Here is a 21,347-nt window from a genome sequence, read left to right as displayed (position 1 = left end):
ATCGGGGCAGCGGTCCCACTCCGTTAGCCTGAAGGCACGATGAACCGGCTGAGCACGTCATGGGGCGCGTACGACCTCACACGATTTCCCGAGGACCCTCGCGACCCGCTGCGCGCCTGGTCCGCCGCCGACGCCTACCTGCTGCGGCACCTGGCGGGCGAGGACAGTGGGGGCGCCGAGGCCGAGGACGGGGCCGCGCCCGTGGACCTCTCCGGCACCGTGGCCGTCGTCGGCGACCGCTGGGGGGCGCTGACCACCGCGCTCGCCGCACACGGTCCGACGCTGATCACCGACTCGTTCCTCGCGCTGGAGGCGACGCGGGCCAACGTGGCGCGCGCCGGGTTCGCGCCGGACGCGGTGCGCCTGACGACGACGGGCGACGCCCCGCCGAGCCGGATCGACGTACTCCTGGTCCGGGTGCCGAAGAGTCTCGCGCTCCTGGAGGACCAGCTGCACCGGCTCGCGCCCGCCCTGCACGCGGGCACGGTCGTCGTCGGCACCGGAATGGTCACCGAGATCCACACCTCGACGCTCGACTTCTTCGAGCGGATCATCGGGCCTACGCGGACCTCGCTGGCCCGGCAGAAGGCGCGGCTCATCTTCAGCACGCCGGACCCGGAACGCGCCGCGGGACCGAGCCCCTGGCCGCGCAGCTACGTCCTCGACGACGACTCCGGAGCGGGAGCGGGACTGACGGCCGTCAACCACGCCGGGGTGTTCTGCGCCGAGCGCCTCGACATCGGCACCCGCTTCCTCCTCCAGCACCTGCCGGCCGGCAGGGGAGCCGCGGGAGGCGCCGCGCACATCGTGGACCTGGGCTGCGGCAACGGCGTGCTCGGCACGGCCGCCGCCGTCGCCGACCCCGAGGCCACGGTCACCTTCATCGACGAGTCGTACCCCGCCGTCGCCTCGGCCGAGGACACCTTCCGCGCCAACGCCGCCGAGAGCGCACGTGCGCACTTCCTCGCGGGCGACGCGCTGGCCACCGTCCCCGCGGGGACGGTGGACCTCGTCCTGAACAACCCGCCCTTCCACACCCACCAGGCGACATCCGGCGCGACCGCCTGGCGGATGTTCAGCGGGGCGCGCGCCGCGCTGCGTCCCGGCGGCGAGCTCTGGGTCGTCGGCAACCGTCATCTCGACTACCACGTGAAGCTGAGGAAGCTCTTCGGCAACGCCCAAGTCGTCGCGGGCAACCCCAAGTTCGTGATCCTGCGGGCGGTCAAGCGGGACCGCTGACGCCACCTCGGCCCTTGCGGGAGACTCAGGCGTCGAAGGCCGTCGCCCGGGTCACCTTCTCCCAGGTGGCGATCTCCGCGCGGACCGAGTCGAGGTGGCCGACGACCGCGTCCACGGCGTCCTCGCCCAGCGGCAGGCGCAGCGGGGTCTCCTCGGCGTCGAGCGCGGTGATGATCGCCGCCGCGGCCTTCGCCGGGTCGCCGGGCTGTGCGCCGTCGCCGCCCGCGACCATCGTGCGCGTGGCGCCCGCCGTCTGCGCGTAGTCCGGGATCTCCACGGGGCTCACGCTGGTGTTGCCGAACAGGCTGGTGCGGAACGCGCCGGGCTCCACGACCAGGACCTTGATGCCGAGCGGCGCCACCTCGGCGGCCAGCGCCTCCGACATCCCCTCCAGCGCGAACTTGGTGCCGCTGTACGCCGAGAACCCCGCGAAGGACATCTGCCCGCCCATGCTGCTCATCTGCACGATCGCCCCCGAGCGCCGGGCCCGCATGTGCGGAAGGACGGCGCGGGTCAGCGCGGCGGGACCGAAGACGTGCACGTCGAACAGGGCACGCAGCTCGGCGTCCGAGTCCTCCTCCAGGGCGCCGACGTGGCTGCGGCCCGCGTTGTTCACCAGGACGTCGATGCGGCCGTGCCGGTCGGTGACGTCACGGACGGCGGCCTCGATGCCGGCCGTGTCGGTCACGTCGAGGGTGAGGGCCTCGACCTGGTCGGGGTGGGCCGCGACCAGATCGTCCAGGGAGGACGCGTTACGGGCGGTGGCCACGACCACGCCGCCCGCGGCGACGGCCGCCTCGGTGATCGCCCGGCCAAAACCGCTGTTCGCTCCTGTCACGAGCCATACCTTCGTCATGCCGAACTCCCGTTGTGTATATGCCGGTTCACTCATCCCCGGCTCTGTGGATCATCCTGCGGCAGAATCGGGTGGCCCGTCCAAGATCTGACGTGATAGCTGATGGTTATGGACCTACACGGCAGGGATGTGCACAGCAGGGATCTGCGCTACTTCGTCGCGGTCGCACAGGAGCTGCACTTCACCCGGGCCGCCGAGCGGCTCTTCGTCTCGCAGCCCGCGCTGAGCAAGCAGATACGGGCCCTGGAACGGCAGTTGGGTGCCGACCTGTTCGTGCGCGAGAGCCGAGGAGTGCGACTCACCCGCGTGGGTGCGGCGCTCCTGCCGTACGCCCGACAGGTGCTCGAGCACTGGCGGTCGGCGGTCGACGCGGTGGAGCGCGCCAAGACCGAGGAGCGGGCGACGCTCTCCGTGGGCATGAGCACGCGACCGGCTCGCGGGGGCCTCCTGCCGGCGGTACGGTCCCGCTTCGGCGACGCCCATCCGCAGGCCACGGTCCGCCTCCGGCAGGTGAGTTGGGAGGACGCCAGCGCCGGCCTCGCGGACGGCACGGCCGACGTCGCCTTCGTCTGGCTGCCGCTTCCGGACCTGGAGCGCTACGGCTGGGTGGTGGTCGCAGAGGAGCCGCGCCACGTCGCCCTTCCCGTGACGCACCGCCTCGCGGACCGGGACGAGGTGGACTTCGCCGACCTCCTCGACGAACCCTTCCTCGCGCTGCCCGGGAGCGCGGGCGCGCTGCGGGACTACTGGCTCGCCCTGGACGCCCGCGCGGGCCGCCCTCCTCGCATCGGCGTGGAGATCGCCAGTACCGACGAGACGTACGAGGCGCTGGTGGACGGCCGCGGGGTCTGCCTGGTCGCCGCGGGCAACGCTCCCCTGATCACGCTGGGCGGCGTCGTCACGCGTCCGGTCCGCGGCATCTCGCCCAGCCGGTTCGCCCTGGCCTGGCGTGTGGGTGACGAGCGGCGCCCGCTGGTGGCCGCGTACATCAAGGCATGCGGGGAGGCGCTCGGGCGGCCGGAGTAGGGACTCACGAACAGGCCGCCAGGCCGCGCGGGCGCCCGCGGACCCATCCCGTCGCAACCGTTGACCTTGCCCCAACACCCCTTTACCGTTTCGGCGTTCGGAGTATCAAATGGCGTTCGAAATGACGAACGTCGGCGCGAGGGGAGCCGCATGAACCACAGTGAAGTACCCAGTCGCAGAACCATGTTGAGGGGAACGCTGGCCGTCGGCGCTCTGGCCGCCGCACCCGCCCTCGCCCAGGCGCCCGCCCACGCGGCCTCCCGGGCCCCGGCCTACCGCAATCCGCTCGTCGAGCAGCGCGCCGACCCGCACATCCACCGCCACACCGACGGCCACTACTACTTCACGGCGACGTCCCCCGCGTACGACCGCATCATCCTGCGCCGCTCCCGCACCCTGCGAGGCCTGACGCGGGCGGACGAGTCCGTCATCTGGCGGCGGCACACCAGCGGCGACATGGCCTCGCACATCTGGGCGCCGGAACTGCACCACATCAACGGCAAGTGGTACATCTACTTCGCCGCGGCCCCCGCCGACGACGTGTGGAAGATCCGCATCTGGGTCCTGGAGAACGCCAACGCCAACCCCTTCAAGGGGACCTGGGCGGAGAAGGGGCAGCTCACCACGGCCTGGGACACGTTCTCCCTCGACGCCACCACCTTCACGCACCGCGGCAGCCGCTACCTCGCCTGGGCGCAGTACGAGCCCGGCATGGACAACAACACCGGTGTCTTCCTCTCCCGCATGGCCGACCCGTGGACCCTGACCGGCCCTCAGATACGCCTGACCACACCCGAGTACGACTGGGAGTGCGTCGGTTTCAAGGTGAACGAAGGCCCCAGCGTCATCCGGCGCAACGGCCGCGTCTTCCTCACGTACTCGGCGTCCGCGACCGACTTCAACTACTGCATGGGGCTGCTCACCGCCGGCGACCGCAGCGACCTCATGGATCCCGCGTCCTGGTCCAAGTCGCCGACCCCCGTCTTCACCAGCAACGACACGACCAAGCAGTACGGCCCCGGCCACAACTGCTTCACCGTGGCCGAGGACGGCCGCACCGACGTCCTCGTCTACCACGCCCGCCAGTACAAGGACATTGTCGGCGACCCGCTGAACGACCCCAACCGTCACACCCGCATCCAGAAATTCGGCTGGAAGGCGGACGGCACACCGGACTTCGGCATCCCCGTCGCCGACGCCGCGTCCTAGGACAGCGGCCCGAGGAAGCGCCGCACGAAGGCGTTGCGGAACTTCCCCGCCGGGTCGAGACGACCGGCGAGCGCGGCGAAATCGGCCGCGTGCGGATAACGGGCGCCCAGCTCGGAGGGGTCGGCGGCGAACACCTTGCCCCAGTGCGGCCGGGGCGAGAACGGGGCCAGGCGCTCCTCGACCCGTGCGACCACCGGGAGCACGGCCGCCGCGTCAGGCACCCATGTGAAGTGGAACGCCACGGTGTCGCGGCCGTGCGCGGGGCTGAGCCACTGGGTGTCGGCGGCGACCGTGCGCACCTCGCACACCTGAAGGACGGGCGCCACCTCGCCCCTGAGGGAATCCAGGGCGTGCAGGGCCGCCAGGGCGTGCTCGCGCGGCAGCAGATACTCCGACTGGAGCTCGGCGCCGCTGCTGGGCGTGAACTCGGCCCGGAAGTGGGGCAGCCGCTCGTGCCACGGGCCCGAAACGCCCAACTGCTGGGTGCAGTTGACGGCGGGCATGCCCGGCACCGGGTGCCGCGGGGCGCTCGCCGGCGCCGCCCAGGGGAAGTCCACGCGGGCCTCGCCGCGCTGCTTGAGCCACACCTGGTCGAAGCGCGGCCCGCGCCAGTCGGTGAACAGACTCACGCTGTACGCCGCCGATGTCACCGCCTCGAAGTCGATCCCCGCCAGCGGGAGTTCGCCGAACACATGCTGGCTCACCCCGAAGTCCGGCTCCAGATCGAGAGTGAGGGAGAGGACCACACCGAGCGCGCCGAGCGATACGACGGAGCCGTCGAACCCGTCGTCGCCGCGGTTCAGCACGACCGTCTCCCCGTCGGCGGTCACCAGCTCCACCGACCGCACGATCTCCGCCAGCGGCTGATTGCCGTTGCCCGAGCCGTGCGTCCCCGTGGCGACCGAACCGGCCACCGAGATGTGCGGCAGCGAGGCCATGTTCGGCAGTGCCAGCCCGAACGAGGCCACGTGTCGGGCGAGTTCGGCGTACCGAACGCCTCCTGACACGCGCACGGTGCGCGCCGAGGTGTCCACGTCGACGGACGGCTCAAGAGCGGACAGGGAGAGCAGGGCCGCGCCCGCCGCGTCACCGTCCACGTCGGCGATCCGGTTGAACGAGTGGCCGCTGCCGAGCACCCGCACCTGCCTGCTGCCCGCGACGAGCGCCCGCAGGGCGATCGGCGACGCGGGCCGGTGCAGCTCACGGGCCGAGAAGGTGATGTTCCCGGCCCAGTTGGTCACTGTTTCCATGGTCACGACTTTACGGCTCCGGGCTGACATCAGGCCCGCATCACCAGCCGGTCCACCGCGGGGTTCCCCGAGCCGTAGGGGACCGGCAGGAGTCCGGGGGTGCCGCCCCCGGTCGCGTACAGCGCCTGTTCCAGGCCGCTGATCAGGGGCTGTACGTCGACCGGCGGGCGGACCACCAGGCGCAGGAAGCGGCTCGAGCTGCCGATCTTGTTGCCGCACTCGCGCACCAGGATGCCGTGCTCCGCGAGCAGCCGGTCCCGCAAGACCGCACCGTCGACCCCGTCGGGCAGCCGTACGTACACGAAATTGCCCTGCGAGGGATAGCTGGTGAGTCCGGGGAGCCGGCCGAGGTGCCAGATCATCTCCTGGCGGTCACGCCGCACCTGATGCAGGCTCAGGTCATAGGCGGAGCGGTGCCGTCTCAGCATGAACACCACGGTCTCCGCGAAGGAGTTGAGGTTCCACTTCGGCAGCGCGGCACGAACCCGGCCCGCAAGACCCGGATTGGCGACGAGATACCCGAAGCGCACGCCGTGCAGCCCGAAGTTCTTGCCGAGGCTGCGCAGCACGATGACGTTGGGCCGCAGGACCGCCTCGTCGGCGACGCTCGACTCGGGTCCCCCGTCGGCGAACTCCAGGAACGACTCGTCCACGACGACCAGGTCGAGATCCTGCAGCGCGTCGAGCAGCGCGAGCACCGAACGGCGCGGCAACATGCCTCCGTCCGGGTTGTTGGGGTTGCAGATGACCGCGGTGCGCGAGCCCCGGGCCCGTACGAAGTCGACGAACGCCGCCGGATCGAGCACGAAGCCGTCGGCCTCCGGAAGCAGGTACATGTCGACCCGCTTGCCGGTCTCCATCGACTGATCGGTCCACCGGCCGAACGTCGGCACGGGCACCGCGAGCGAGTCCCGCACCAGCAAGTGGTCGATCCAGGTGATGAGTTCGGTCGAGCCGTTGCCCATCACGACGGTCTGCGGATTGAGCCCGAGCACGGCGCTGAGTTCGGCTGTGATGGTGTCCGCGCCGCTCGGGTAGTACGTGAGGATGTCCCGCAGCCGCCCGCCGAGCTCCTCGTACATCTCCGGCGTGGGGAAGTACGGATTGCACGGGATGCAGAAGTCGACGAGCGGCCGCCCGCTGTCCGCCGCCGCCCTGTTCAGCGCGGAGTACGAGGGGCTGTGCGCGGTGGACGCGCGGAAGAGGGCGGTGACGTTGCCCGCGTCTGCCATGTGAGGACTCCGGATGGGGGAGGGTGGTGTCTCCCGTACATACGTGCGCGGGTGAGGGTGCGCTCAACTCCTGGGGCGGGAGGGCCGGTGGATCTGCCGCCGTCCGTCAGCCCCGCGGAATCCAGACCCGCATGGCTCCGTCGTCGCGGTTCGCCCACGCGTGGTACGGCACCGCGGTCAGCGGGGCCGGCGTCCCGTCCGAGCTGCGGTGGCCGGTGGTGGTGACGACCGTGACACCGCCCAGGAGCTCCGGGCGGTGCTCGGCGACCAGGCGGGCGTGCGGTGCCAGCGTGACCTCGTCGAGGCGCAGGGCCGACCGCTGGTCGACGCTTTCCAGGCAGTACACGAGGGGTCCGCGCTCGATGGCCAGGCAGCCGCGCACGGCGTCCACCCGTGGATCCGGCTCCGTGAGGCGTACGTCGAGGGCGAGGTCGAGGACGACACGTTCGCCCGGGAGCCAGCGGCGCCGGATCCGGAGCCAGCCCCGGTCCGCCTCGGTGCGGTCCTGCCGGTCCGGTGCGGCCACCGTGAACTCGGCGCACCAGGAGGGGATGCGCAGGGAAAGCGTCCAGTCGCGGTCCTTCGGTGCCGCGTCGACGGTGACCGTGACGCGGCCCTTCCACGGGTAGTCCGTCTCCACCGTGACCGCTCCACCGGCCCCGGCGGTGTCGGCGTCGTCCGTCGCGCACGTCGTGTAGGAACCCGTCGCGTACTGGTGCAGTTGCAGGCCGTCCGCGTCGCCGCTCGCCACGTAGTGGGGGAGCGAGGCAAGCAGCCGCATGACGTTCGGCGGGCAGCACGCGCAGCTGAACCAGGGCGTGCGGCGGGGTGCCTGGTCGCCGTCGGGGGTCTCGTGATCGTCACGCACCTGGAGCGGGTTGACGTACAGCCAGCGGTCGCCGTCGAGGGCGACCCCGGACAGGAAGCCGTTGTAGAGGGTGCGCTCGACGAGGTCGGAGTAGCGGGTCTCGCCCGTGAGCAGCGCCATCCGCCAGGACCACTGGACGGAGGCGATGGCCGCGCAGGTCTCCGCGTACGCCCGGTCCGGCGGCAGCTCGAAGGGTTCGCCGAACGCCTCGCCCTCGTGGCGCGCGCCGACGCCGCCCGTGAGGTACGTCTTGGTGGCGGCCATCGAGTGCCACAGTCGCTCCAGGGCCTCGCGCAGTGTCTTGTCGCCCGTCTCCATGGCGAGGTCGGCGGCCCCGGCCAGGAGGTACAGCTGACGCACGGCGTGCCCCGTGACGGTCGGCGCCTCCCGCAGGGGCAGGTGGTCCTGCCAGTAGGCGGGGCCCGGATCGCGGGCGCGGTCGATGCCCTCCGCGAGCAGTCCGTGGCCGCGGCGGTCGGTGAAATGGCCCGCGAGACCGAGGAAGCGCCGCTCACCGGTCTCGCGGTACAGCTCCACGAGGGCGGTCTCGATCTCCGGATGCCCGCAGATGCCGTGGTTCTTCGCCTCGTTCTTCCCCTCGTTGTTCCCCTCCTCCTCGCCCGTCGCGTCCGTTCCGAAGAGGGAGTCGATGTGTGCGGCGAACCGGACGGCCACGTCCAGGAGTTCGCGGCGCCCGGTGGACCGGTGGTGGGCGACGGCCGCCTGGATCAGATGCCCCGCGCAGTACAGCTCGTGGCCCCAGTCGAGCTCGCTCCAGCGCCGGCCGGGGCGGGCGACCTGGTAGTACGTCTGGAGGTATCCGTCGGGGGCCTGGGCCGCGGCCACGAGGGAGGTCAGGCGTTCCACGTCCGCGGCGAGACCGTGCGGGTCGGGCTCGTCGGCCAGCTGCCAGGAGGCGGCCTCCAGCCACTTGTGGACGTCGGAGTCCTGGAACGGAAAGTCCCCGGTGAAGGCGCCGGAACTCCCTGAACCGTCAGTGGTTTCCGAGTTTTCCGCAGCGTCAGTGCCTTCCGAACCACGCGGGCGGTCCGCCGCCGCCCGGAGGTTGGCCAGGTTGCCGGCCTGTTCGAGGCGCTCGGGTCCCTGCCGGATGCTCACCGAGGCGTTGGTGCGCCGCCGGGCGGCCCAGAAACCGCCGGTGATCCGTGCGGTGGCCGCCGGGCGCAGGGTGGTGTGGGCATGGGCGCGAAGACGGATGGGTCCTTGCGAGCCCTGGGGCTGGGGCGAGGGCGCGGGCGTGAGATCGGGCATACGTGCCATTCCTCGGTGCCATGTGCGTTCGATATCTAGAACATCGTTCGGAAATCTGCTACTGGCGGTGACGCTACCGTGGGCCACGGGGCACGGGGGAGAGGTCGGCCACATCCGCCGTTTTCCTCACGCTTGCTCGCGGGCCACGGCTCCTACGATCGGGAGCCATGAGCCTGCGCCTGCTGATCTACAGCCGAACGACCGCCTACCGGCACGCGTCGATCCCCGCCGGGGTAGCCGCCCTGCGCGAGCTCGCCGCCGGGCTCGGCTGCCCGGCCGACGCGACCGAGGATCCGGCCGCCTTCGCGGAGGACCTGTCCGCTTATGCGGCGATCGCCTTCCTCTCCACCAGCGGCGACGTACTGACCCCGGCCGGGCGGTCGGCGCTGCGCGCTCACCGGTCGGCGGGCGGCGGTTTCCTGGGCGTCCACGCCGCGGCCTGCACCGAGTACGACTGGCCGTATTACGGCGAGCTCCTCGGCGCGCGCTTCGACCGCCACCCCGCCCTCCAGCCCGGCCGCCTGATCATCGAGGACCACGCGCACCCCGCCACCGAACACCTCCCCGCCACCTGGGAGTTCACGGACGAGTGGTACGACTTCCGGGCCTCGCCGCGTGGTGCGGTGCGGGTCCTGGCGTCCGCCGACGAAACCTCGTACGAGGGGGGCGGGATGGGCGCCGACCACCCTCTCGTGTGGTGCCACGACCACGGGGGCGGCCCGGTGTTCTACACGGCCCTCGGCCACGCCGACGAGGCCTACGCGGACCCGGCCTTCCGCACCCACCTCCTGGGCGGCCTGCGGTATGTCACGGGCGTCGGCTGAAGGGGCCGCGCATGGGTGAGCCCCCGCCCGGTGGGGCGGGGGCTCATGCACCAGGTGCCAGAGGTACCAGGGGTGCTAGAGGGTGCCGGAGGCGGCGATGGCGACCTCGGCCTTGGTGGCGCCCGACTGCGAGCCGAAGCTCTCGATCTTCTTGACGAGGGCCATGCTGTCCTCGTCCGCGACCTCACCGAAGACCACGTGCTTGCCGTCGAGCCAGCTCGTGACGACCGTGGTGATGAAGAACTGCGAGCCGTTCGAGTTGGGGCCCGCGTTGGCCATCGAGAGGAGGCCCGGCTTGGTGTGCTTGAGCTGGAAGTTCTCGTCGGCGAACTTCTCGCCGTAGATGCTCTTGCCGCCGGTGCCGTTGCCGGCGGTGAAGTCGCCGCCCTGGAGCATGAAGTCCGGGATGACGCGGTGGAACTTCGAGCCGGCGTAACCGTAGCCGTTCTCGCCGGTGGCGAGCGCGCGGAAGTTCTCCGCCGTCTTCGGCACGACGTCGTCGAAGAGGTTGAACGTGATGCGGCCTTCGGGCTTGCCGTCGATGGTGATGTCGAAATAAGCCTTGATTGTCATGGTCCTCATCCTGTCATTGCCCTGTCCCCACTCGCCAACCGAACCCCCCGAAGAGCCTGCCTCTACCCGTTTGACCAGGCATGATGGCGTTTGTACACAGGGCGCGCGCCGCGCTGAACGATCTTCTTCAGCCGGTTTTGACCCTCATGAAGGTGATCGAGTTCGCCGGGAACGTGTACGAGAACGTGTCGGACACGCCCCTGAACGTCGAGGTCACCGGCTTGACCGGCGTGGCGTCCTTCGTGTTCTCCGCGGCCGGGTCGGCGGCGAGCGTGGTCACCCTGGCGCTCGGTCCGACCTTCGTGGCCCCGCCCAGGGCGATCTTGGTGCGCGCATCCGAGCCCTGCGCGTTGACGACCTTGACGATGAGGTCACCGGTGGCCTTGTCGCGGGTGACGACCTGGCGGAAGGGCTCGGCCGGCTTGTCGTCCGTGAAGGATCCCCACTTCTCGCCGTCGAGGAAGAGGGTCACCTGCCGCCCGCGCACCTCCACGCGCAGGTCGTAGCTGCGGCCCGTCTCGATGGTCGTCGTGTCCTGGACCATGGTCTGCTTCGCGCCGTCGACGCTCTTCTCGACGGCCGACCGGGTGTTGTTCCAGCCGCCGAGGTTCCACCAGTAGTGGTTGCCGGTGTCCTTGACCCCGAAGGCGACCATGAAGCCCTCCTTGCCGGACTTCTTGGTGGCCTTCACGTTCAGGTCGTAGTTCTGCCAGCTCTTGTCGCCCGCCGTGACCAGGGTGTTCTCGGCTGCCTCGTCGGACTGGACGTACGTTCCGTCCTGGACGGCCCACGTGCCCTTGTCCGCCGCCTTGCTCCACTGGCCGTCACCGCCGGAGAAGTCGTCGGTCAGGAGCGTCCTGCCGTCCTCACCGGTGACCTTCACGTCGTCGTACGCGGCGCTGGTCGCCCAGGTGGACAGGCCGACGGCGCCGGTGATGGGGCCTGACGTGGCGGGGGTGCCGGACGCCGTGGACGGCACGACCTCGTCGCCGACGTTGCGCATGAAGAGCTTCTGCGTCTCGTAGTTGGCCGAGCCCCATGACTGGTCGTTGTCGTACCAGATCATGTTCGGCTTCCACTGCACGTAGTCCTCGTTGGCGAGCAGCGGGGCGTACGAGGCCAGCTTGACGACGTCGGCGTTGCGCTCGAGCCCGGTCATGAAGGCCGCTTCGGACAGGGCGTTGGAGAACGTGTTGCCCTGCGACGCGTACTCGCCGAGGAAGACCTTGGGGCCCTTGCGGTCGTAGGAGTCGTAGCGGTCGTTGTTCTCCAGGAACCACTGGGGGCTGTTGTAGTAGTGCTCGTCGACCATGGCGACGTCCGCGTCACGGTTGAGCTTCCAGGCCTTGTCGAAGGTCGAACCGCTGTCGTCGGGGCCGGAGTTGGAGATGACGGTGATGTCGGGGTACTTCGCCTCGATGGCCGCGCGGAACTCCTTGAAGCGGGCGAAGAACTCCTCGGGGAGGTTCTCCTCGTTGCCGACTTCCAGGTGGGTGAGGCGGAAGGGCTTGGGGTGGCCCATCGCCGCCCGCTTCTTGCCCCACTCGCTGGTCGCCGGGCCGTTGGCGAACTCGATCAGGTCCAGGGTGTCCTGGATGTGCCGCTTCAGGAGGGCCGGGTCGTCGGTGGCCTTGTTCTGGCCGCAGCCGGTCACCAGGGCGGGCACCACGGGCAGCGGCATGGCGCCGGTGTCCTCGGCGAACTGGAAGTACTCGTAGTAGCCGAGTCCGTAACTCTGGTTGTAGCCCCAGAAGTTGGCGTTGGTGGCGCGCTGCTCGACCGGCCCGATGGTGTCCTTCCACTGGTAGGAGCGCTTGCGCTGCCAGCCGGACTTCTCGTCGTACGCCTCGTGGGAGCCGGTGTTGACCAGGCAGCCGCCGGGGAAGCGCAGGAAGCCGGGGTCCAGGTCGTCGATCTTCTGGGCGAGGTCCTTGCGCAGGCCGTTCGCGCGTCCCTTGTAGGTGTCGCGCGGGAAGAGCGAGATCTCGTCGAGCGCGACACGGGCGCCCGAGGTGACCGCGAGGCGGCCGGTGGCGGACGTGCGGCCCGCGGTGAAGGAAGCCTTGTACTTCGCCCAGCCGCCACGCGTGGTGACACGGCGGGCCGGGGCCAGCTCACCCGAGGCGTCGCGCAGGGCGAGGGTCAGCGCGGCCCGGTCCGCACCGCTGGTGCGGGCCCAGACCGAGAAGTCGTAGCGCTTGCCCTTGGTGACCGCGATGCCGGTGTTGTAGCCGGCGTTGGTGACGGTCGAACCGCCGTCCAGGGAGAGGTAGTTGCGGTTACGGGCGTTCAGGCGGCCGTCGTCGTTCACCACCTCGGCGACGCCGGACGTGTCCCAGGAGGTCAGCGATGTGTAGGCGGTGTTGTCGGCAGGGGAGTACTCGAAAGATCGGTTCTGGACGAGCTCGGCGTAGAGGCCGCCGTCCGCCGCGCGGTTGATGTCCTCGTAGAAGACGCCGTACATCGAGTCGTCGATCTTCGCGCCGGTGCGGGCCGGGTCGACGTCGATGGTGTAGTCGGTGGGTTCGGCCGCGGCGGTGGGTCCCGCGGCGAGCGTTCCGGCGAGCAGGGCCCCCAGGGTGAGCCCGAGCCTCCATCGTCTGCGTGCCATGCGTACCCCAGTCCTCGTGCGGTATTTCGAACGCTGATCAGTAGGTCGAACGGCAACTTAGAGAGCGGGGAGCGGCGCGTCAACGCATCGCGCAGGAAGTGACCCAGGTGAGCTTCCGGGGTTCGTGATGTCGAACAACTGCCATGAAATTCGGGGGACTTCATCCCGGGCTCTGTCCGAACCGTTGACTGGCCCCGTGATCGACCTTACGGTCCCGTTCGAAGTTGCGAGCAGCATTCGAAATATCGAACAGAAGTGAGCCGCAATGTCACCACCCCTCCCGAGCCGACGAGGTGTGCTCGGCGGCATCGGAGCGCTCGCCGTCGCGGGCAGCTTCGGACTCGCCGCCGCGAACCGCAGCGCGTCCGCGATCGCGTCGGACGCGGACGTACGGGTCCGCTACTGGAATCTGTTCTCCGGCGGCGACGGCGCCAACATGATCGCGATGCTTGACGCCTTCCGCGCCGCGAACCCCCGCGTCGACGTCAAGGACTCGACCCTCCAGTGGGGCAACCCGTACTACACCAAGCTCGCCATGGCCGCAGCGGGCAACCGCGCCCCCGACCTCGCGGTGATGCACCTGGGCCGCATACCCGGCTTCGCGCCCGGTCGGCTCCTGGACCCCTGGGACGTACGGATGCTCGCCGAGCACGGGGTGCGCGAGGCGGACTTCGACCCGGTGCTGTGGAAGCGCGCCATGGTCGACGGCAAGCTGTACGGCCTGCCCCTCGACATCCACGCCCAGCTCTGCTTCTACCGCCGGGACGTGTGCGGGAAGGCGGGGCTGCTCGACGCCGACGGCGGCCTGGCGCAGGTCACCTCCACCGAGGACTGGTTCAAGGCGCTCAAGGCCGCGAAGAAGGCCGTCAAGGGTGACGTGCACACCATCGGCATCAAGGCCGACGAACCGAACTTCTCCTGGTGGTTCTTCCTGTCCTTCTACACCCAGCTCGGCGGCACCTGCCTCAGTGCCGACGGCCGGGACGTCACCCTCGACACCGACAAGGCCACCCAGGTCCTGGAGTTCCTGCGCCGGCACCTCACCGACGGCTACTCCACCGCGATCGGGATCGCCGACGGCGAGTCCTTCGTCAACGGCTCCGCCTTCACCTGGGAGGGCAACTGGTCGGTGCCCGTCTTCAGCGGCGCGAAGCTGAAGTACGGCGCGAGCCCGCTGCCGCCCGTCTTCGGGAAGCCCGCCACCCACACCGAGTCGCACTGCTTCGTCCTGCCGCACCAGTCGCGGCGGGGCGGCGCCACCGACGAGGGCGCGCACCAACTGGCCGCGTACGTCGTCAAGAACGCCACGGCCTGGGCGCGCGGCGGTCACATCCCCGCCCATCTGCCGACCCTCGACGACAAGAAGTACCTGGCACTCGAGCCGCAGTCGGAGTACGTCTCGGCGATGGACCACATGGCGGTCGAACCGCCCGCCTGGTTCGCCGGGTCCACCGGACTCCTGGCCCAGCGCATCGGCCCCGTCATCGCCTCGTCCAACGTCGGCTCCACCAAGCCCGACGCCACGGCCCGCCGCATGAAGGACGTACTCGAAAAGCTCGTCGCGATGAAGAACCCGATGGAAGGCAGAGCCGCCGCCGAGGGAGGGTCCGCCGCATGAGCGCCGTCGACACCGCGGTCGCCCCGGCCGCCGTACGAGCCGCCCCGGTGGCGGGCGCCGATTCGCTGCGGGCCCGGCTGACACGTCGCGTCCAGCACGGCGGCTGGTTCGTCGCCCCGTTCCTCGTCCTGTTCGCGCTGTTCGTGCTGCTCCCGATCAGCCGCGGCCTGTGGCTGAGCTTCACCGACGCCAACATCTCCGGCACCGGCGAACGCTTCGTGGGCCTGGACAACTACCGCGAGGCCCTCGACAGCCCGCTCCTGTGGGACTCCCTCGGTCACAGCGCGTACTTCACCCTGCTCGTGGTTCCCTGCATCGTCGTCCTCGCGTTCCTCCTCGCGATGCTCGCCCACCACATCGAACGCGCCAAGTGGCTGTGGCGGCTGTGCTTCTTCGCCCCCTTCCTGCTGCCGTCGACGGTCGCCGGGAATCTGTGGCAGTGGCTGTTCAACCCGGGCACCGGAATGATCAACCACGTCTTCGGTCTCGACACGCCCTGGCTGACCCAGAAGTCCACCGCCATGCTCGCCGTCGTGATCACCACCCTGTGGTGGACGGTCGGCTTCAGCTTCCTGCTCTTCCTCGCGGCGCTGCAGAACATCCCCAGGCATCTGTACGAGGCCGCCGAACTCGACGGCGCGGGCGCCTGGCAGCGGATGGTGCACATCACCCTGCCCATGCTGCGCAACATCACCGGCCTGGTGGTCACGCTGCAGATCCTCGCCTCGCTGCAGGTCTTCGACCAGGCCGTGGTGATGCAGGACTTCGGCCCAGGACCCGAGGAAAGCACCCGGACCTTCGTCCAGTACACCCTCGAAGAGGGCTTCACCGCCTACCGCGTGGGCTACGCGTCGGCGATCTCCATCATCTTCTTCGTGCTCATCGCGGCCGTCGCCCTCGGCCGGATGTGGCTCCTGCGCAAGCGTGAGGAGGGCGTGCGATGAGCACGGCCGTCGTACCCGAGACCGCACCGCCGAGCCGCAAGAAGAAGTGGACCCCGAGCCAGATCGTGCTGACCGCGCTGGGCGTCCTCGTCTCCGCGCTGTGGATGACGCCCCTGCTGTGGGCCCTGTTCACGTCCCTGAAGTCGGAGACCGAGGCCGTCGAGGTGCCCACCCACTGGGTGCCCGAGGAGTGGACGGGCCAGGCGTGGAAGGCGCTCTTCGAGAGCGGCAACATCACCAACTGGTTCGTGAACTCCCTCGTCGTCTCGGTCTGCGTCACCTTCGTCGTGGTGTTCGTCAGCGCGCTCGCCGGGTACGGCTTCGCGCGCACCGAGTTCCGCGGCAAGAACCTGCTCCTCGGGCTCGTGATGGCGGGCCTGATGGTGTCGCCCGCCGTGCTCGGCGTCCCCCTGTTCACGACCGTCCAGTCCATGGGGATGGTCGACACCTACTGGGGCATGATCCTGCCGCAGTGCGCGCCCGCCGCGATGGTCTACATCCTCTACAAGTTCTTCCAGTCGATCCCGCACGAGCTGGAGGAGGCCGCGTACATCGACGGCGCCGGACGCTGGCGGGTCTTCTTCACGATCGTCCTTCCGCTGTCCAGGCCCTCGCTCTCGGCCGTCGGGATCTTCACCTTCATCGCGTCCTGGAACAACTTCCTGTGGCCGTACATGGTGACCAACAACCCCGACCTGATGACGATGCCGAACGGCATCGCGACCGTCATGAACTCCTACGGCATCCAGTGGGCGCAGCTCATGGCGGGCGGCCTCATGGCGGGCCTGCCCCTGATCGTCGTCTTCGTCTTCTTCCAGCGCCAGATCGTCAGCGGCGTCGCCCACACGGGTCTGGCCGGACAGTAAACCCTCGCCCCAGAGCACTGCCGAAAGGTTCTCCATGGCACCCCGCACCGCCCGCTTCACCCTCGACCCCGCCTTCACGGTGGGCGGCGTCGACCCCCGGCTCTTCGGCTCCTTCGTCGAGCACCTCGGCCGCTGCGTCTACACCGGCATCCACGAGCCGGGCCACCCCGCTGCCGACGAGGACGGGCTGCGCACCGACGTGCTCGACCTGATCCGCGAGCTCGGCGTGACCGCCGTGCGCTACCCCGGCGGGAACTTCGTCTCGGGGTACAAGTGGGAGGACTCCGTAGGCCCCGCCGACGAGCGGCCACGCCGCCTCGACCTCGCCTGGCACTCCACGGAGACCAACCGCTTCGGGCTCTCCGAGTACATCGCGTTCCTGCGGAAGATCGGCCCGCAGGCCGAACCGATGATGGCGGTGAATCTCGGCACGCGAGGCGTCCAAGAGGCCCTGGAACTCCAGGAGTACGCCAACCACCCCTCCGGAACGGCCCTGTCCGACCTGCGTGCCGCACATGGCGACAAGAACCCCTTCGGCATCCGCATGTGGTGTCTCGGCAACGAGATGGACGGGCCGTGGCAGACCGGCCACAAGACCGCCGAGGAGTACGGGCGCCTGGCCGCCGAGACCGCACGCGCGATGCGCCAGGCCGACCCGGACGTCGAGCTGGTCGCCTGCGGGAGCTCCGGCCAGTCGATGGAGACCTTCGCCGCGTGGGAGGCCACGGTCCTTGCCGAGACCTACGACCTCGTGGACCACATCTCCCTGCACGCCTACTACGAGGAGACCGACGGCGACCGGGACTCGTTCCTCGCCTCCGCCGTCGACATGGAGTCGTTCATCGAGAACGTCGTCGCCACCTGCGACCACGTGGGCGCCCGCCTGAAGTCCAAGAAGAAGATCAATCTCTCCTTCGACGAGTGGAACGTCTGGTACCAGTCCCGGCCGCACCCCGAGGTCGAGGAGAGCCTGCGCGACTGGCCCGAGGCGCCGCGCCTCCTGGAGGACAACTACACCGTCACGGACGCGGTCGTCGTCGGCTCACTCCTGATCGCCCTCCTGCGGCACGCCGACCGGGTGGCCGTCGCCTGCCTGGCCCAACTGGTCAACGTCATCGCGCCGATCCTGACCGAGCCCGGCGGGCCGGCCTGGCGGCAGACCACCTTCTTCCCCTTCGCCCAGGCCTCACGACACGGCCGGGGCCAGGTACTCGACGTACGCGTGGACTCGCCCGCGCACGCGACGTCGAAGTTCGGCGACGTGCCCCTGCTGCACGCCACGGCCGTCCGGGCCGACGACGGCACCGTCACCGTGTTCGCGGTCAACCGCAGCCAGAGCGAGCCGTTGCCGCTGGAAGTCGCCCTCCACGGCCTTGAGTTGGCGGACGTCATCGAGCACAGCGCGCTCGCGGACGCGGACCCCGACGCGCGCAACACCCTCGCGGAGCCGGAGCGCGTGACCCCGCACGGCGTCAGCGGGACAGCACTCCAGGACGGCACGCTGAGCGCCGTCCTGGAGCCGCTGTCGTGGAACGTGATCCGCCTGGGCTGAGCCCCCTACGCCCGGATCAGTGGGCGACGGGCCACCCCGAGCTCCAGTTCAGGAGGTTGACACCGAGCTTCGGGGTGCCGTTGTCCTGGCCGTCGTAGTAGTGGTAGACGAGCAGGTCGCCGTCGGTGTCCTTCATGACCGACTGACCGCCGGGGCCGATGTAACGGCCGTGGCTCTCCTGGACCGGTGTGCCGCCGTTGTTCATCATGCCGACGCCGTTCTTGTCGACGTACGGCCCGGTGACCTTGGAGGAGCGGCCCACCTTGATCTTGTACGTGGAGCCGGTGCCGGCGCAGCACGTGTCGTACGAGGCGAAGAGGTAGTAGTAGCCGCCCCGCTTGACGAGGGAGGGAGCCTCGACAGCCTTGGTCCCGGTGGGGCGCGAGGCGAGTGAGCGCCGCGTGGTGTCGCCCGCGTACTGCTTGCCGGTCGAGGGGTCGATCCGGATCATCTTGATCCCGGTCCACCAGGAGCCGAAGGAGAGCCACCACTTGCCGTCGTCGTCGACGAAGAGATGGGGGTCGATGGCGTTGTAGTCGCTTGACGTGGTCGAGGTGTACACGGCGCCGTAGTCGGTCCAGGAGCCGGGCTCACCCGTCGTGGAGCCCGCGAGACCGATGGCCGACTTGTTCGAGCCGAACGACGAGACGGAGTAGTACATCAGGTACTTGCCGCCGTGGTACGAGATGTCGGGCGCCCAGACGTCCCCGGTGGAGTTGTAGTTGCTCCACCAGCTCGGCCGGGTGGGGAAGGCGGAGCCGCTGCGGCCGAAGGCGATCCGGTCGGTGGAGGTGCGCAGCTGCAGGCCGTCGCCGGTCGAGTAGAGCAGGTACGTGCCGGATGACGTGCGGGCCAGGGTCGGGTCGTGCACGACGATGTCGCCGGTGACCTGACCGGGGTTGGGGTAGGCGGTGGCGCTGCTCGGGATGAGCGCGAGCAGGGCGGCGGTGGGCAGGGCGACGACGGCTCTGCGCCAAGAGGCGGTGGGGATGCGGCTCACTCCGGTCTCCTTGGGGGTGTCCCTTCGGGTGGTTCGCGAGCACGGCAAGAGTGCGGCGCACAGAGGTGCGGGACGGGCCATGAGCGACTCCTCGGATTGAACCGGAATCGCTCCCACTGGTGCCGTGGAAGCTGGCAGTGAGTCGCCGCCGAGAACAGAAAGGTTGCCGGGTTCCTCAGATTCTTCGGATCGCCTCTGTCGAATTCATTCGACAACTCCCTTTCGTGTGCGGGCTCTTGACATCGGGCCCGTCCGGCTGAATTTTGGGAGCGCTCCCACTTGTGCTCCCACTTGTGCTCTCACTGGTTACTCAGCTCCCTGTGCGGAGCTCGCCCCCATCGAGCCGTCAGGAGATCCTCCCTCATGTCCGCATTCCCCCCATCTCCCCGACCCGGCCCCTCCAGACCGGAAATCAGCCGCCGCAACCTGCTTGCTCTCGGCGCCGGAGCCGCGCTGGCGCCGGTCATCGTGGCACTCAACCCCGCAGCTCACAGCGCTCATGCCGCCCCCTCGGCCACCGAGTACGAACAGCGCTTCCTCGACCTGTACGCGAAGATCACCGATACCGCGAACGGCTATTTCTCGCCGGACGGCATTCCCTACCACTCCGTCGAAACCCTCATTGTCGAAGCCCCCGACCACGGGCACGAGACGACATCCGAGGCATACAGCTATCTGCTCTGGCTGCAGGCCATGTACGGCAAGGTCAGCGGCGACTGGATACGTTTCAACGCGGCCTGGGAAACCATGGAGAAATTCATGATCCCGTCCCATGCCGACCAGCCGACGAACAGTTTCTACAATGCGGCGAAACCAGCCACGTACGCTCCCGAACACGACCAGCCGTCCCAGTACCCCGCCCGGCTCGACCCCGCCATCCAGGCAGGCGCCGACCCGATCGCCGCCGAGCTGAGGAGCGCCTACGGCACCGACGACATCTACGGCATGCACTGGCTCCAGGACGTCGACGACGTCTACGGCTACGGCGGCGACTCCGCCGGTCCCGTCTACATCAACACCTTCCAGCGCGGCTCCCAGGAGTCGGTCTGGGAGACCGTCCCGCACCCCACCCGCGACGAGTTCGAGCACGGCGGCAGGAACGGCTACCTCGACCTGTTCACCGGCGACGCGTCCTACGCCAAGCAGTGGAAGTACACCAACGCACCCGACGCCGACGCCCGCGCGGTGCAAGCCGCCTACTGGGCGCACGTCTGGGCCTCGGCCCAGGGCAAGGAGTCCGAGGTCGCGGCAACGGTCGCCAAGGCGGCCAAGATGGGCGACTACCTGCGCTACGCCCTCTTCGACAAGTACTTCAAGACCATCGGCGACTGCACCGACCCGTCCGGCTGCGCGCCGGGCAGCGGCAAGAACAGCTCGCACTACCTGCTGTCCTGGTACTACGCCTGGGGCGGCGCCACCGACACGTCCGCGGGCTGGGCCTGGCGCATCGGATCGAGCCACAACCACGGCGGCTACCAGAACCCCCTGGCCGCCTTCGCCCTCAGCGCCTACGCCCCGCTCGCCCCCAAGTCGGCCTCGGGCAAGGCGGACTGGGCCAAGAGCCTGACCCGGCAGATCGAGTTCTACCGCTGGCTGCAGTCCGCCGAGGGCGCCATCGCGGGCGGCGCCACCAACAGCTGGCAGGGCCGTTACGCGAAACCGCCGGCCGGCACCCCCACCTTCTACGGCATGGCCTACGACGAGCAGCCCGTCTACCACGACCCGCCGTCCAACCAGTGGTTCGGCTTCCAGGCCTGGTCGATGGAGCGCGTCGCCGAGTACCTCCACGAGACCGACGACCCCGCCGCGAAGACCGTCATGGACCAGTGGGTGAAGTGGGCCCTCTCCGAGACGAAGATCGCCGCCGACGGCTCCTACACCTTCCCCTCGACGCTGAAGTGGTCCGGCCAGCCCGACACCTGGAACCCCACAAGTCCCGGCGCCAACGCGGGACTTCATGTCTCCGTGGTCGACCGCACCAATGACGTGGGTGTGGCCGGCGCCTACGCCAAGACCCTCACGTACTACGCCGCCGCCACCGGCCACACCGAGGCCGCCGGCACGGCCAAGGCCCTCCTGGACGGCATGTGGCAGCACCACCGGGACCCCCTCGGCATCGCGGTGCCCGAGACCCGCGCCGACTACAGCCGTTTCGACGACGCGGTGTACGTCCCCGGCGGCTGGACCGGCACCATGCCGAACGGCGACACCATCAACTCCGGGTCCGACTTCACCTCTATACGCTCCTTCTACCGCGACGACCCGGACTGGCCGAAGGTCGAGGCGTATCTCGCCGGGGGAGCGGCCCCGCAGTTCACCTACCACCGCTTCTGGGCGCAGGTGGACATCGCGCTGGCCATGGGCGCCTACGCGGAGCTCCTCGAACCGAATCCGGGGTCGCGGTGAC

The 21,347-nt window shown here is 69.6% G+C and carries 15 protein-coding genes and 1 pseudogene; 9 read left to right on the top strand and 7 right to left on the bottom strand.

All coding sequences use genetic code 11. The features are described from left to right. The first annotated feature begins 39 nt into the window (after positions 1-39). Positions 40-1,239, top strand: coding sequence for a methyltransferase (locus ACWGIH_RS25610; RefSeq protein ID WP_453446403.1), 1,200 nt, complete (start codon positions 40-42; stop codon positions 1,237-1,239). 25 nt (positions 1,240-1,264) lie between these two features. On the opposite strand, the gene ACWGIH_RS25605 is transcribed toward ACWGIH_RS25610, so the two are convergent. Then, entirely contained in the window at positions 1,265-2,095 is an 831-nt protein-coding gene (locus ACWGIH_RS25605) for an oxidoreductase (RefSeq protein ID WP_453446405.1), read from the bottom strand. Between the two features lie 102 nt (positions 2,096-2,197). On the opposite strand from ACWGIH_RS25605, the gene ACWGIH_RS25600 reads away from it, so the two are divergent. Further along, positions 2,198-3,121 carry a LysR family transcriptional regulator gene (locus ACWGIH_RS25600; RefSeq protein ID WP_453446407.1) on the top strand — a complete coding sequence of 308 codons (924 nt, stop codon included), beginning with the start codon at positions 2,198-2,200 and terminating at the stop codon, positions 3,119-3,121. Between the two features lie 183 nt (positions 3,122-3,304). Then, positions 3,305-4,330 (top strand): glycoside hydrolase family 43 protein, encoded by a 1,026-nt coding sequence (locus ACWGIH_RS25595; RefSeq protein WP_453446409.1) that lies wholly within the window; start codon positions 3,305-3,307, stop codon positions 4,328-4,330. Here the strand turns inward: ACWGIH_RS25595 and ACWGIH_RS25590 are convergent. The 3 genes from ACWGIH_RS25590 to ACWGIH_RS25580 all read right to left on the bottom strand — a co-directional run bounded on the left by ACWGIH_RS25590 (position 4,327) and on the right by ACWGIH_RS25580 (position 8,961). Next, a complete protein-coding gene (locus ACWGIH_RS25590) occupies positions 4,327-5,580 on the bottom strand; it encodes an FAD-binding protein (RefSeq protein WP_453446410.1) in 1,254 nt (417 codons plus the stop codon). The two genes, ACWGIH_RS25595 and ACWGIH_RS25590, sit on opposite strands and share 4 nt — an antisense overlap. A 29-nt stretch (positions 5,581-5,609) precedes the next feature. Then, positions 5,610-6,812, bottom strand: a complete 1,203-nt coding sequence (locus ACWGIH_RS25585) for a pyridoxal phosphate-dependent aminotransferase (RefSeq protein WP_453446412.1) — start codon at positions 6,810-6,812, stop codon at positions 5,610-5,612. Positions 6,813-6,918: 106 nt separating this feature from the next. Then, a complete protein-coding gene (locus tag ACWGIH_RS25580; protein WP_453446414.1) occupies positions 6,919-8,961 on the bottom strand; it encodes a glycoside hydrolase family 127 protein in 2,043 nt (680 codons plus the stop codon). A gap of 158 nt (positions 8,962-9,119) precedes the next feature. Between ACWGIH_RS25580 and ACWGIH_RS25575 the strand changes: the two genes are divergently transcribed. Beyond that, on the top strand, positions 9,120-9,776 hold the full coding sequence (locus ACWGIH_RS25575; protein WP_453446415.1) for a ThuA domain-containing protein: 657 nt from the start codon (positions 9,120-9,122) through the stop codon (positions 9,774-9,776). Between the two features lie 75 nt (positions 9,777-9,851). Here ACWGIH_RS25575 and ACWGIH_RS25570 read toward each other — a convergent pair whose 3' ends face one another. Beyond that, positions 9,852-10,349: a peptidylprolyl isomerase gene (locus ACWGIH_RS25570; protein ID WP_453446416.1), complete on the bottom strand. Its 498-nt coding sequence runs from the start codon at positions 10,347-10,349 to the stop codon at positions 9,852-9,854. 127 nt (positions 10,350-10,476) lie between these two features. Then, positions 10,477-12,960, bottom strand: coding sequence for an alpha-L-arabinofuranosidase C-terminal domain-containing protein (locus ACWGIH_RS25565; protein WP_453446418.1), 2,484 nt, complete (start codon positions 12,958-12,960; stop codon positions 10,477-10,479). Between the two features lie 265 nt (positions 12,961-13,225). On the opposite strand from ACWGIH_RS25565, the gene ACWGIH_RS25560 reads away from it, so the two are divergent. From ACWGIH_RS25560 to arfA, 4 genes are read left to right on the top strand one after another with little or no spacing between them, the layout of a single operon-like run. After that, positions 13,226-14,578 (top strand): extracellular solute-binding protein, encoded by a 1,353-nt coding sequence (locus ACWGIH_RS25560; protein WP_453446419.1) that lies wholly within the window; start codon positions 13,226-13,228, stop codon positions 14,576-14,578. Continuing rightward, positions 14,575-15,522 carry a carbohydrate ABC transporter permease gene (locus tag ACWGIH_RS25555; RefSeq protein ID WP_453446420.1) on the top strand — a complete coding sequence of 316 codons (948 nt, stop codon included), beginning with the start codon at positions 14,575-14,577 and terminating at the stop codon, positions 15,520-15,522. The genes ACWGIH_RS25560 and ACWGIH_RS25555 overlap by 4 nt, the downstream gene beginning before the upstream one ends. Further along, positions 15,519-16,388 (top strand): carbohydrate ABC transporter permease, encoded by an 870-nt coding sequence (locus ACWGIH_RS25550; RefSeq protein ID WP_453446421.1) that lies wholly within the window; start codon positions 15,519-15,521, stop codon positions 16,386-16,388. The genes ACWGIH_RS25555 and ACWGIH_RS25550 overlap by 4 nt, the downstream gene beginning before the upstream one ends. 34 nt (positions 16,389-16,422) lie before the next feature. After that, entirely contained in the window at positions 16,423-17,940 is a 1,518-nt protein-coding gene (gene arfA / locus ACWGIH_RS25545; RefSeq protein WP_453446423.1) for an arabinosylfuranosidase ArfA, read from the top strand. 16 nt (positions 17,941-17,956) lie between these two features. Here arfA and ACWGIH_RS25540 read toward each other — a convergent pair whose 3' ends face one another. Further along, positions 17,957-18,940 carry an arabinan endo-1,5-alpha-L-arabinosidase gene (locus tag ACWGIH_RS25540; RefSeq protein ID WP_453446425.1) on the bottom strand — a complete coding sequence of 328 codons (984 nt, stop codon included), beginning with the start codon at positions 18,938-18,940 and terminating at the stop codon, positions 17,957-17,959. Between the two features lie 522 nt (positions 18,941-19,462). Here ACWGIH_RS25540 and ACWGIH_RS25535 point away from each other — a divergent pair. Then, positions 19,463-21,346, top strand: a pseudogene (locus ACWGIH_RS25535) (glycoside hydrolase family 48 protein); the annotation flags it as partial. Position 21,347: the final 1 nt, after the last annotated feature.

The sequence above is a fragment of the Streptomyces sp. NPDC054872 genome, assembly GCF_053610705.1.
The sequence above is the reverse complement of the archived record's forward strand: the minus strand, read 5'-3'. Positions and strand labels throughout refer to the sequence as shown.

What these genes read in the sequence shown, in the direction of transcription:
- ACWGIH_RS25585 (WP_453446412.1), bottom strand. Translation starts at nt 6,812, where the DNA reads ATGGCAGACGCGGGCAACGTCACCGCCCTCTTCCGCGCGTCCACCGCG.
- ACWGIH_RS25565 (WP_453446418.1), bottom strand. Translation starts at nt 12,960, where the DNA reads ATGGCACGCAGACGATGGAGGCTCGGGCTCACCCTGGGGGCCCTGCTC.
- ACWGIH_RS25580 (WP_453446414.1), bottom strand. Translation starts at nt 8,961, where the DNA reads ATGGCACGTATGCCCGATCTCACGCCCGCGCCCTCGCCCCAGCCCCAG.
- ACWGIH_RS25605 (WP_453446405.1), bottom strand. Translation starts at nt 2,095, where the DNA reads ATGACGAAGGTATGGCTCGTGACAGGAGCGAACAGCGGTTTTGGCCGG.
- ACWGIH_RS25610 (WP_453446403.1), top strand. Translation starts at nt 40, where the DNA reads ATGAACCGGCTGAGCACGTCATGGGGCGCGTACGACCTCACACGATTT.
- ACWGIH_RS25560 (WP_453446419.1), top strand. Translation starts at nt 13,226, where the DNA reads ATGTCACCACCCCTCCCGAGCCGACGAGGTGTGCTCGGCGGCATCGGA.
- ACWGIH_RS25570 (WP_453446416.1), bottom strand. Translation starts at nt 10,349, where the DNA reads ATGACAATCAAGGCTTATTTCGACATCACCATCGACGGCAAGCCCGAA.
- ACWGIH_RS25555 (WP_453446420.1), top strand. Translation starts at nt 14,575, where the DNA reads ATGAGCGCCGTCGACACCGCGGTCGCCCCGGCCGCCGTACGAGCCGCC.
- ACWGIH_RS25595 (WP_453446409.1), top strand. Translation starts at nt 3,305, where the DNA reads ATGTTGAGGGGAACGCTGGCCGTCGGCGCTCTGGCCGCCGCACCCGCC.
- ACWGIH_RS25550 (WP_453446421.1), top strand. Translation starts at nt 15,519, where the DNA reads ATGAGCACGGCCGTCGTACCCGAGACCGCACCGCCGAGCCGCAAGAAG.
- ACWGIH_RS25590 (WP_453446410.1), bottom strand. Translation starts at nt 5,580, where the DNA reads ATGGAAACAGTGACCAACTGGGCCGGGAACATCACCTTCTCGGCCCGT.
- arfA (WP_453446423.1), top strand. Translation starts at nt 16,423, where the DNA reads ATGGCACCCCGCACCGCCCGCTTCACCCTCGACCCCGCCTTCACGGTG.
- ACWGIH_RS25600 (WP_453446407.1), top strand. Translation starts at nt 2,198, where the DNA reads ATGGTTATGGACCTACACGGCAGGGATGTGCACAGCAGGGATCTGCGC.
- ACWGIH_RS25575 (WP_453446415.1), top strand. Translation starts at nt 9,120, where the DNA reads ATGAGCCTGCGCCTGCTGATCTACAGCCGAACGACCGCCTACCGGCAC.